The organism is Paenibacillus sp. J14 (genome assembly GCF_000518465.1).
Taxonomy (GTDB): Bacteria; Bacillota; Bacilli; order Paenibacillales; family Paenibacillaceae; genus Fontibacillus; species Fontibacillus barengoltzii.
Genome location: NZ_JADQ01000089.1, coordinates 1 through 11,363, shown reverse-complemented (window position 1 = coordinate 11,363; position 11,363 = coordinate 1). Strand labels below are relative to the sequence as shown.

8 protein-coding genes are annotated in these 11,363 nt (G+C 55.4%); all 8 read left to right on the top strand.

The window, feature by feature from the left end:
• Nucleotides 1-448 precede the first annotated feature (448 nt).
• The gene (locus M891_RS0121535; RefSeq protein WP_028540222.1) at nucleotides 449-1,231 is read left to right on the top strand and encodes a phosphotransferase; all 783 of its coding nucleotides are present in this window, start codon (nucleotides 449-451) and stop codon (nucleotides 1,229-1,231) included.
• Between the two features lie 320 nt (nucleotides 1,232-1,551).
• A complete protein-coding gene (locus tag M891_RS24370; protein WP_051417165.1) occupies nucleotides 1,552-2,556 on the top strand; it encodes an ABC transporter substrate-binding protein in 1,005 nt (334 codons plus the stop codon).
• Complete coding sequence (locus M891_RS0121525; protein WP_051417166.1) at nucleotides 2,546-3,547, top strand: FecCD family ABC transporter permease; 1,002 nt, start codon at nucleotides 2,546-2,548, stop codon at nucleotides 3,545-3,547. The genes M891_RS24370 and M891_RS0121525 overlap by 11 nt, the downstream gene beginning before the upstream one ends.
• Complete coding sequence (locus tag M891_RS0121520; protein ID WP_028540220.1) at nucleotides 3,544-4,326, top strand: ABC transporter ATP-binding protein; 783 nt, start codon at nucleotides 3,544-3,546, stop codon at nucleotides 4,324-4,326. The genes M891_RS0121525 and M891_RS0121520 overlap by 4 nt, the downstream gene beginning before the upstream one ends.
• A 43-nt stretch (nucleotides 4,327-4,369) precedes the next feature.
• Nucleotides 4,370-5,308: an ATP-binding protein gene (locus M891_RS0121515; RefSeq protein WP_028540219.1), complete on the top strand. Its 939-nt coding sequence runs from the start codon at nucleotides 4,370-4,372 to the stop codon at nucleotides 5,306-5,308.
• Nucleotides 5,298-7,340, top strand: a complete 2,043-nt coding sequence (locus M891_RS24365; RefSeq protein WP_051417162.1) for a VWA domain-containing protein — start codon at nucleotides 5,298-5,300, stop codon at nucleotides 7,338-7,340. Before M891_RS0121515 ends, M891_RS24365 begins: the two co-directional genes overlap by 11 nt.
• A 12-nt stretch (nucleotides 7,341-7,352) precedes the next feature.
• On the top strand, nucleotides 7,353-11,117 hold the full coding sequence (locus tag M891_RS0121505) for a cobaltochelatase subunit CobN (RefSeq protein WP_028540218.1): 3,765 nt from the start codon (nucleotides 7,353-7,355) through the stop codon (nucleotides 11,115-11,117).
• An 88-nt stretch (nucleotides 11,118-11,205) separates the two neighbouring features.
• A partial coding sequence (locus tag M891_RS25470) for a UPF0236 family transposase-like protein (protein WP_198032060.1) occupies nucleotides 11,206-11,363 on the top strand: 158 nt, incomplete at its 3' end.

Here is an 11,363-nt window from a genome sequence, read left to right as displayed (position 1 = left end):
TTTCATCATAGCTGGTACGCCCTGCAAGCTGAGACTCCACAAAAATCTGAATGGCTTTACCGGTTGTAAGTTTGCGAGTGCGATGGTCGGCAAGCAGGCCGCGGTATTCTCCGACATTCAGCAAATTTAGGCATTTACAAATGACTGATTTTGAGTTATTGTTACCCATGCTATGGTCTCCTTCTGTTATGGAGTGGGTAACATGCCTACACCTTAACAATAGGAGATTTTTTTATGAGCAACCAGAAGAATACCAGTAATANCAACCATATTTAGGATATTTTACAAACAATTTTTCTGTAATTTCTCATGTCAGGTTTGGTGCAAGGCTAGTGCAAATCTATATGAAAAATCGAATACATTTCGGATTTTTCGACGCTAGCGCCAATTTATACATGAAATTTCGAATACATTTCCGAAGTAGAACTATCGATGGGAGGTTGATATCTTGTCCGAACACGAAGAAATGTTGAACGGTGGGAATATCAATCAGGTTGTAAAAGTAGGGGGAACCGTACGCAGGAATGCGAAACCGAATCCATATGTGTATGACTTGCTCAAACACTTGGTAGTCCAAGGGTTTGCCCACTCCCCACGATATTTAGGACAAGATGATCAGGGGAGAGAGGTGCTTACTTATCTTGAAGGCGATGTACCGGGGGACAACTACCCCGAGTTGGACATCTACATGTGGTCGGACCGTGTGCTTACCGAGTTAGCGAAACTCTTGCGAAGCTATCATGAAGCTACATCTGGGTTTGTGCCCCCCCATGAATCGGTCAACCGTTATCCCGATGAAGCGAGGCATGAGGTCGTTTGTCATAACGACGCTGCCCTGTACAATATTGTGTTTTACAACCGTCAGCCTGTAGGCCTCATCGATTTTGATATGGCTGGGCCGGGTCCAAGGCTGTGGGACATAGCCTACACTTTGTACACGTCGGTTCCTCTCGCTGGTTTTTCGCCAGGAGACACGGAACGGCAAGTTGTTTCTTACCTGCGGGACCGTCATGCGGGAAGGATTACTTTATTCTTCCAAGCCTATGGCATGGAGGCTCCAGATCACCTTAAGGATTGGGTGATTTCGCGAATCCAAACTATGTGCAAGACCTTGTCTGAGCGCGCTGCTGCCGGTGATCCGGCCTTTCAGAAATTAGTTGAAGAAGGACATCTAGCTCACTACGAGCAAGAAGTTAAATTTCTAGAGGAACATTTTGAGGACTGGTGGTGATCGTACTCCCGCCAGTTTTTTTTGTGATTTTTTCCCGGTGAAAAGTCCACGTTTACCTCAGCCTGGATCCTCCCCAATAGACTCCTCAACCACCTTTCAACCCTCTGCAAATCGTAACTGTTACATATAAGATGATAAAATATGTCAAAATTCCCCACTAAAATATGGATTGACAATAAAAAGAAGGTCTGATTATACTGTCTACATCGTAATAATTACGATTAAGGAATGGAGAGAAACTTAAAAATATGAATCAAACGCAAGCTACAGGATCTAAAAGCATAACGGTCAAGCTGCTAGCAGGTGGAGTGTTGGGGAGTATGCTACTGGCTTTGACTTCGGGGTGCGGGTCACCTGCGGGCAGTCAGGCAAGGGAGACGACGATCACCAGCTCGCCGGTGACAACGGTGCAAGCCACAGAGGCTGCAACGGTAACGGATCAAGGAAAGAGCGAGACGTTTCTGTCCTTTACAGATGATGTTGGACACGAGGTCACACTTTCGTCCCGTCCTCAGCGGATCATCGTTCTTTCTCCACAGCTGCTGGATTTATTGTATGCCGTGGATGGTACTGCTATCGCCCGCGCGACTTCAACCGGGGGAGCTGTGCCGGAGGAAGCAAAGTCGATTGAAGATGTGGGGAACATGACCTCGGTAAATACTGAAAAACTACTGTCCCTAAAACCGGATCTGGTCATGGGCTCAACGGCATTTCATCGTGATCTGGCGAGCGTACTCGAAGCCAGCGGTGTTCCGCTAGCGTTATTTAATCTCAGCACGTATGAGGATTTAAGGGAGAAGGCGCTGCTGTTCGGTAAATTAGCTGGTACGGAGACGAAAGCATCTGAGGCGCTGGCGAAGTTACAAGGTCAAATCGAAGAGCTGACCGCGAAGGTGCCGACGGGTTCATCGCCTAGCTTTATCATGCTGAACGTGACGCCCAGCAGTATTTCAGTTCAGCGGGAGAATACGGTAGGACTGGAAGTTGCTAACCTGCTACATATGAACAACGTGGCGGCAACACTAACGCCATCTCAGAAGAGCCCAACTACAGCTCCTTTTAGTATGGAGAAAATTGTGGAGCTGGATCCGGACTATGTGTTCCTGCTTATTCATGGGGCTCGCGAGGAAGGGGAGAAGATCATCGAAACCGACCTGGCGAGTCAACCGGCTTGGGCCTCGTTGCGTGCGGTCAAGGAACAACATATGGCGATTCTGCCTTCCGACCTGTTGCTCTCCAATCCGGGATTTCGGTTCAACGAGTCGGTAGAGTATTTAGCAAAACTGGTGTATCCGGTAATTTTTGGACATGGAAATGGCAACTAAGACCAAGTCATTATCGGCAGCAAGAGGAGGGCTTGTACTAGCGATCATCGCGTTGGCAGCGGTGGTTGGGATCGTATGGAGCATTGGGACGGGAGCCGTCTTCATCCCAGCGAGAGAAGTTTGGCTGTATCTGTTTCATGGGTACGACGGCCCACTGAAAGAAGTAATTTGGAATATCCGATTGCCCCGTACGTTGGTTGCGGCGCTGGTTGGCGTAAATCTGGCTTTATCGGGAGTTATTTTACAGGGAGTTATGCGGAATCCGCTCGCTGACCCGCATATCATCGGCGTCTCCTCTGGGGCCGGGCTGCTTGGCATTATGATTCTGATCTTATATCCGGAGGCCTGGCCATGGTTGACGCCGGTTGCCTTCCTCGGAGCTTCAGCCGCAGCTGCAATCATCTATGTGTTAGCTTGGAAACAGGGGGTTCAGCCGGTTCGTCTGATCCTGGCAGGTGTGGCAGTATCCGCGTTTCTTGGTTCAGGCATCTCGGCACTGCTCACCTTCTACAGCGACCGTGTCAATGGCGCGCTTGTCTTCCTCGTTGGCGGCTTGTCAGCCAAAAGCTGGCCGGAGCTGCATATGATGCTTCCTTATTCGCTGGCAGGCACGGCGTTGGCGCTGTTAGGGGCGGTGCACCTCAATCTGCTGGCATTAGGTGATGCCAATGCACGGGGACTTGGGGTGAGAGTAGAAGCCACGCGGCTTATCCTCACGGCAGTCGCCACGCTGCTAGCCGCTAGTGCGGTAAGCGTGGTGGGGTTGCTTGGTTTTGTAGGACTGATCGTCCCCCATTGTGCGAGATTGCTTATCGGCAGTGACCATCGTCTGTTACTGCCTGCCTCTGCCTTGCTGGGCGTCGCCGTGGTGACCGTATGTGATACGCTGGCCCGCTTGTTGTTTGCACCGATCGAGCTTCCAGTTGGCATCATTCTGGGAGTGCTGGGGGCACCGTTTTTTCTGTATTTGTTAAGGAGGGAAGGCGAATGACCGCGTTAGTGCTGGATCATTTGGCTGTTAGGTACAACGATCGTACGGTCATCGAGCAGATCAGCTGGAGGGCAGAGAAAGGCAAGATCTACAGCATTATCGGGCCGAACGGATGCGGTAAAAGTACCTTATTGAAGGCAATCTCCGGACAACTCAAGCCGGCTCGCGGCACGATTTTGTTGGACGGCAAGCCCCTCTCAAGCTATTCCAGACGAGGCCTTGCTCAATATTTGTCCATGCTGCAGCAGAGCCAGGAGAAGCAGCCGGACCTGACGGTACGCACCTTGGTTGGCTTTGGTCGCTTCCCTCATAAACCAGCTTGGGCCGGGTTTCGCCGGGAGGATGAGGAGGTCATTGACTGGGCCTTGGCTCAAACAGGGACTTTATCGTTTGCAGAACGGAAGCTGTCTGCTTTGTCGGGAGGAGAACGCCAGCGAGCCTGGATCGCTTTGGCTTTGGCGCAACAGCCCAAGCTGCTGCTGCTTGACGAGCCAACAACGTATTTGGATGTCAGCCATCAGTGGGAAATTTTGGAGCTGGTCTCCGAGTTGAACCGAAAGTATGGCATTACCATCCTCATGGTGCTGCACGATATGCATCATGCCGCTGCTTTTTCCGACGAACTGTTGGTGCTGCGTCAAGGGGAGGTCTATGCCAGCGGATCACCGGCAGATACGCTAACCGAGCAAACATTAGGTGAAGTGTTTGGCGTGAAAGGACAAATTGTACAGGATCCCGCAACCGCTCGCTTAAGCTGTTTGGTGACGGGACTGCTATAAAGACAGGAACATCGAAAATAAGGAGTAACGGGAGAGGATGAAGATGAACGGGAAACCGGAAGTGTATCCGTTTGCCGCAATTGTTGGACAGCAAGCCATGAAAAAAGGGTTGCTCTTAAACCTCGTTGAGCCGCGGTTAGGCGGAATGTTGATTCGTGGCGAGAAAGGCACCGCCAAATCAACGGCAGTCCGTGCCCTTGCCGATCTGATGCCGGGGCTTCGGGTCGTCAACCTTCCGGTGAGCGCCACGGAGGATCGGGTGGTCGGCACGCTGGATATCGAACACGCGATCCGTGAAGGGGAGAAGCGTTTCGAACCCGGCTTGCTGGCTGCAGCGGACGGTCATATTTTGTACGTGGATGAGATTAATTTGTTGGATGACGCGATTGTAGATGCGTTGCTGGATGCCGCTGCGATGGGGGTAAACACCGTGGAGCGGGAAGGAGTGTCGTATTCGCACTCCGCTCGTTTTATTCTGATCGGAACGATGAATCCGGAAGAAGGAGAACTGCGGCCCCAGCTGTTGGATCGTTTTGCGCTGTCCGTAGAAGTGGCCGGAGAACGCGAGATAGCGGATCGGATGGAAGTCGTCAAGCGCCGCCTGGCCTTCGAGGCGGATCCAGCCGCTTTTCGCCGCGAGTATGAACAGGAACAACAACAGCTGAATGAACGCATCGAGAGCGCGCGCGAGAGACTTGCAACTATCGAGCCCACCGACCAACTGCTGGAATGGACCGCCAAAGTGGGGATTCGCCTGGGGGTGGACGGTCATCGCGCAGACATTACCTTGATGAAAACAGCCATGGCGCTTGCCGCTTGGGAAGGCCGTACCCGAGTCCAACCGGAGGATATGGTGGAGGCAGCGATGTTAGTCATGCCGCATCGGATGCGGAAACGGCCGTTTGAGGACGGAGAAATCCATGCGGAGAAAATGGTGCAACTGCTTGATGAGCTGATGGCGGAGGTTTCGAATGCAGTCTGAAGCTTATGCTTACCCCTTCTGCGCGGTGGTGGGGCAAGAACAAGCCAAATTAGCCTTGCTGCTTCATGCCGTCAACCCAACGCTGAGGGGAGTTCTGTTGGTCGGGGAACCCGGTACGGCCAAGAGCACGATGATTCGTGGTTTAGCTGAGCTGTTGCGGGATCAAAGAGGGATGACGATTCCGCTTCACGTTGATGAGGAACGATTGTTTGGCGGAATCGATACGGCGGCGGCTATCCGCTTCGGTGAGCGACGGGTTGTCCCGGGCCTGCTTCGGGAAGCGGATGGGAATTGGCTCACGATTCATGAAGTGAATCTGATGCGCGAAAGCATCTTGCGAGCGATTCTTTCTGCTGCTGAGCAGGATGGATATGATCAGGCGGAGGGAGAGCAGCCGAGCTGGGTGCCGTCCTCATTCCGGCTGTACGGAACGATGAACCCGGAAGAAGGATCGCTGCCCAATGCGTTGCTGGATCGTTGGGGGCTGTACGTGCCGGTTTCGACGTTAACCGATCCGGCCGAACGGGCCGAAATCGTCCGCCGCAGGCTTGCATTTGAGCGCGATCCGAGCGGGTTCGTTCACGCCTTCGCCGCGGAATCGCAGGCGCTTCGGGAGCGGCTCGCGCAGGCGCGGGCACACCTGCCTGCGGTGCGGATCGGCGAGCCGATGCAGCGGCTCGCCGCCGAAATTGCTGCGGAGGCCGGCTGCCCCGGCCACCGCGCGGAGCTGGTGCTGGCGGAGCTGGCCCGAACCTTGGCCGCCTGGGACGGCCAGTCGGAGGTCGCCGCCGCGCACCTGCGAGAAGCGGCCGCATTCGTGCTGCCGCATCGAATGCGCGCCGCCGGCGAGGACCTGCCGCGAGATGGAGCGGCAGGGGCGGAGCGCGGGCCGTTGGACGACGGCCAAGCGGCGGAATCGCCGCCGCAGCCGCAGCCGCCCGCGGCGCCAAGCCGCGCGCCGGGTGGCGGCGGCCCGAGCACGGCGGCGGCCGAAGGCGAAGCGGCCGCGGCAGCCACACCGGAGCCCGCGCCTCTGCGCGACGGCCCAGTCCACGGGAGCGAGGCTGCGGGCTCCGGCGAGCGGCGCGGCCAGGGCGCAGCGGCGGCTGCCGCACGCGCCATTGTTGAGGCGGTGGGACGGGACTTTGAGGTCCGCCGCCTTACCTTTACTCCGCCGCGCACCGGCTCTCACCAAGCCCAAGCGGGCAAACGCAATCAGGCAGGCGAAGGCAGCCGAGCCGGACGTTATATCCGCGCGGAGGCGCTGCGCGGTCCGGTCGTTGATTTGGCCCTGGATGCCACGCTGCGGGCCGCCGCGCCTTATCAACAGGCACGGCGGCAGCAAGCGTCGGACCGAGGCGAAGGGAGACCACGTCCAAGCGTGCTTATCGAATACAGCGATTTGCGTGTCAAGGTGCGGGAAAGCCGGACAGGGACGGCTTTGCTCTTCGTTGTGGACGCCAGCGGTTCGATGAATGCGGCCAAGCGGATGAAGGCGGTCAAGGGAGCGGTACTGTCGCTGCTGCGCGATGCTTACCGGCAGCGTGACAGCGTGGGACTGGTCGCCTTTCGCGACCGCGGAGCCGAGCTGCTGCTCGATATCACGCGCAGCGTTGAGCTGGCCGAGCGTCGATTGAAGTCGATGCCCGTAGGCGGGAAAACTCCGCTGGTTGCCGGATTGGAGAAAGGAGAGGCCACTCTTCAGACGCTGTTGCGTAAAGGAAGCGGGCTTGTACCGGCGATGATCATCCTGACGGATGGCAAAGTCAATGTCGGGGCCGCTTCGGGGCTTAACCCGTGGCGGGAGATCCAATCCGCAGGCATGCGTTATGCTGCCTATGGGATTCAGACCTTGGTGATCGATACGGAGCAAGGATTCGTTCGACTGGGCTATGCCCGCAAGCTGGCAGAAGCGCTGGGGGCACAGTATATCCGGCTGGAGGAATTGGAGGCCGGACAAATTGCCCAAGCCGTTCGGAAATTGGCCGCAGGAACAAAGGACATACACCGCCGATTTGATATGAAAAGATAAGGAGATGAGAGCTTGAACATCCTCGTCATCACAAACAACGAAGCATCGCAAGCCCATTTGTCAGCGGCGTACCGCAGGCTGGATGAAGCTCAGCGGCAGCAACTGAAGCTGACCGTCGTTGATCCGGGTGGCAACGAGACCGTCGATGCACCGGCGGACCTGAAAACAAAGCTTACAGCGAATGCCTTCGATATGATCATTTTTGATGCGCACGGCGTTCCAAAGGAAAGCGTGGAGCTGATCAAGAAAGTCCTCCAGGAAGGAACCGCACATATTGTTCCTGTCGGCGGGGATATCGCGGAAATTCGCTCATTGCTCCGATTAGGTCAACTGAGTGCCAACGATTTATCCCATACGGGTACGAATTTGGAGGAAGGGTTGGATGGGCAGGATCGCCGCACAGACTACGATCGTTATACGAAAATGACAGAATATTGGCGGGGCGGCGGGACGGCAAATATGGTAGGTCTGCTCAGTTTGTCCGGCCGGGAATACGGTGGTTGCGATCTGCTGCCAGCTCCGACCGAGCCGAATTTTCTCCAAGAGATCTGCATTCTTGAGCCAGCAACCGGAACCCGCTTCGCCAGTCTAAATGACTATCGAAACAGCCGAGGATATTCGGGAGAGCGGCAGACGGTGGCGCTGTTTTTTATCGGCAATGGGAATCTACAGGATATCAGCGAGTGCGTCGGGGAGATCATGAACCAAATCGAGGAGTTTGCCGATTGTTTACCGATCGTTTTTCCTTCCGTAATGAATATATCGCTGGATCGGCTGGGCCAACTTTTGACCGAGGGAGGTCGGTCCGTTGATTTGATCGTGAACCTGCTTCCATTCCGTTTAGGGATTGGTCCGGGCGGAGGGGGAGCTTCGGCAGGAAAAAAGCCCCTGAACGGCATGGGGTCTCGGGATCATGCGGACGGAGCGGTAACCTGGCTTGAGGAGCTGGGAGCACCGATGTTGCATCCGTTCCTCTTGTCCGGTACGACCGAGGAGGAGTGGCGCCAGTCTGTCCGAGGCGTAAATCCTGCCCAACTCATGGTACAGGTTGTGCTTCCGGAACTGGACGGGGCGATTGAGACCTATCCCATTGCCGCTTTGCGCCCTGAGGGGGAAGATCCTGAGCTGGGGATCGCTTTGAACAAGCTGGCATTGATTCCCGAGCGGGTGGAGAAGCTGGTTCAGCGCGTCAAGCGTTGGCTGGAGCTTCGCAGCAAATCCAACCGGGAGAAGAAGCTGGCTCTGATTTGCTATAACTATCCTCCCGGTGAGGCGAATGTGTTTGGCGGGTCTTTTCTGGATACCTTTGAATCGGTTGCCCGCTTGTTATCCCGATTGCGGGAGGAAGGCTACGAAACCGAGGAGATGACTGCGGAAGAGCTGCGTTCCCGGTTCGTAGCTGGGGGGCTGGTGAACTCCGGTCAGTGGACGTCGTTGGATCAGACAGACGGTCAAATGATCCGCTACACGGATGCCGACTTTGCGGGTAAACTAGCCGCCCGTGCCTGGGGCAAGGAAGCTGTAGAACGCTGGGGGCAGCCTCCGGGAGAGATTATGACGGAAGGGGAGAACTTCCTGATTCCAGGGATCGTGAATGGCCGTATTTTTATTGGATTGCAGCCATCTCGCGGGATCCACGAGGATCCTGAAAAATCCGTCCACGATCGATCCTTGCTTCCAACTCATCAATATACGGCCTTTTATCAATGGATTCGTGAGCAGTGGGGGGCAGATGCGGTCGTCCATATCGGGACTCACGGGACGCTGGAGTTTCAGCGCGGGAAGGAAGCCGGAATGTCAGGGGATTGCGTGCCGGACGATTTTATCGGGGATCTTCCTCATTTCTATTACTACTACGTGGGGAACCCCTCGGAAGCAATGATCGCGAAACGCCGCAGTCATGCGGTGTTGGTCGGCTATCAGGCCCCTCCGTTTACGGAGGCGGAGCTGTACGGCGAATGGGCGAACCTGGATGCACTGCTGCATGAATATCGTGAGGCGCAGCAGATGGATCCTGAACGCTGCGGGGATCTTCTTCGCAAGCTGCGAGAGGCGGGCGAAGCGCTTCATTTTGCTGCACAGACGCCGGAGGAGATGGAGGAGGAGCTGTACCGGATGCAGCGTTCCCTGATCCCAAGCGGATTGCATGTGCTGGGAGAGGGGTATGATCATGAAGCGGCCGCTGCTTATATGCGGTTTGTGCTTCGTCACGAACGGGGGACGGTCCGTTCCTTGCGGGGATTACTGGCTGAGCGAGAGGGATTTGTTGTGGAGGAGCTGAGCGCCGGAGGGCACACGGACGAATTACACCGGCTCGATCAGGCGGCTGCGCAGCTGGTCCATGATTACCTGTCCACCAAGGCGCTTCCGGCTAGTGTGTCAAATGAGCCGCCGGAGTGGCAGGAGGCGGTGCGGCAAGCGCTGGAATTCGGGTATCGCGCCTATGAGAGCTCCATCAACAACCAAGAGCTGGAAGGCATGCTAAAGGCGTTGGAGGGACGTTATCTTCGTCCTAAGCTGGCTGGTGATGCAATCCGCTCGCCTGAAGTGATGCCGTCGGGATACAATCTCTACGCTTTTGATCCGCGGGCTGTACCTAGTGTGACCGCTGTGGAACGGGGGGCGCGCATCGCCGAAAACTCGATCCGTCAGTATTTTGAGCAATATGGAGAATATCCGGGAACAACGGCTGTTGTCTTGTGGGGGATTGAAACCTCGCGGACGCAAGGGGAGACGATCGGACAGATCCTTCGCTACATGGGAGTACGCGTCCGAGGCGAAGCCGGGTCATTTCGGACCGAATATGAGATCATCCCGCTGTCTGAGCTTGGCCGCCCGCGCCTCAACGTGGTGGTACATATGACCGGTTTGTTTCGCGACATGTTCCCTAATTTGTTAGAGGATTTAAACCGGATCTTTCAGCGGGTCTCCGAGCTGGAGGAGCCGGATGAGCTTAATTGGTTTAAGGTTCACACCCGCAAGACGGAGGAGCAGCTGCTGGCTGGCGGCTATGAACCGGAACGTGCGCGGGATCTGGCGAATGCTCGGATTTTTGGACCCGCGGAGGGCCAGTACGGCACGAATATGACCCGATTAATCGAAACGAAGCAGTGGAGCGACGAGTTTGAACTGGGCCAGGCTTATGCGGACAGTCAGCAGTTTGTTTACAGCTTGAGGGAACGCGGTCAAGCGGAACCGGAACTCTATCGCATCCGTCTGATGGCCGTGGATGTCGTGTCGCAAATACGTTCCAGCCATGAATGGGAGGTAACGGATTCCGACCATTATTACGAGTATTTTGGCGGACTCTCCAAATCGGTAGCGATGGTGAAGGGAAGTCCGGTGGAGATTCATATTTCAGATTCAACCTTAGAGCAACCCGTCACCGAATCGGCAGAGCATTCAATTGCTCGTGGCGTACGTACCCGGCTGATCAATCCGAAATGGATAGACGCCTTGCTCCAGCATCCTTATCACGGGGCGCAGCAAATCGCCAAGCGCGTCGAGTACGTGCTGGGACTGGCCGCAACCACCGGCAAAGTTGAGCCCTGGGTGTTCGACCAGCTCCATGAAACCTATGTTGCCGACGAAGAGCGAAGCCGGCAGATGGAGGAGAACAATCGCTGGGCATATCACGGGCTGGTGGAAACGTTGCTGGAAAGCCATCAACGGGGATACTGGGAACCTGATGAAACCCAATTGGAGATGCTCCGCCAGAAATATCTCGATCTTGAGGGAGATTTGGAAGGGGATAGTGTAAAATCTCTGTGGGTGTAGGAATTGGAAAAAGCGGATATAGAAAAAGAGCTTCTCCCTTGGTAAAGTGATGTTTGACGCACAACACACCAAGAAGGAGGAAGCTCCTGTGAGCCACTTTACCACAACAATGCCGACGATGAAAGAGATTGAGCAATGGATTTTCCGGAAAATGCAGGAGGAATTCGCTCGTGCGATGAAGCAGGTACTGGAGGCGCTGGATCAGCAGATCCTGGAGCAACGGGACCGAGAGCGTTATCGAGTAAA

What these genes read in the sequence shown, in the direction of transcription:
- M891_RS24370 (WP_051417165.1), top strand. Translation starts at nt 1,552, where the DNA reads ATGCTACTGGCTTTGACTTCGGGGTGCGGGTCACCTGCGGGCAGTCAG.
- M891_RS0121525 (WP_051417166.1), top strand. Translation starts at nt 2,546, where the DNA reads ATGGCAACTAAGACCAAGTCATTATCGGCAGCAAGAGGAGGGCTTGTA.
- M891_RS0121520 (WP_028540220.1), top strand. Translation starts at nt 3,544, where the DNA reads ATGACCGCGTTAGTGCTGGATCATTTGGCTGTTAGGTACAACGATCGT.
- M891_RS0121515 (WP_028540219.1), top strand. Translation starts at nt 4,370, where the DNA reads ATGAACGGGAAACCGGAAGTGTATCCGTTTGCCGCAATTGTTGGACAG.
- M891_RS24365 (WP_051417162.1), top strand. Translation starts at nt 5,298, where the DNA reads ATGCAGTCTGAAGCTTATGCTTACCCCTTCTGCGCGGTGGTGGGGCAA.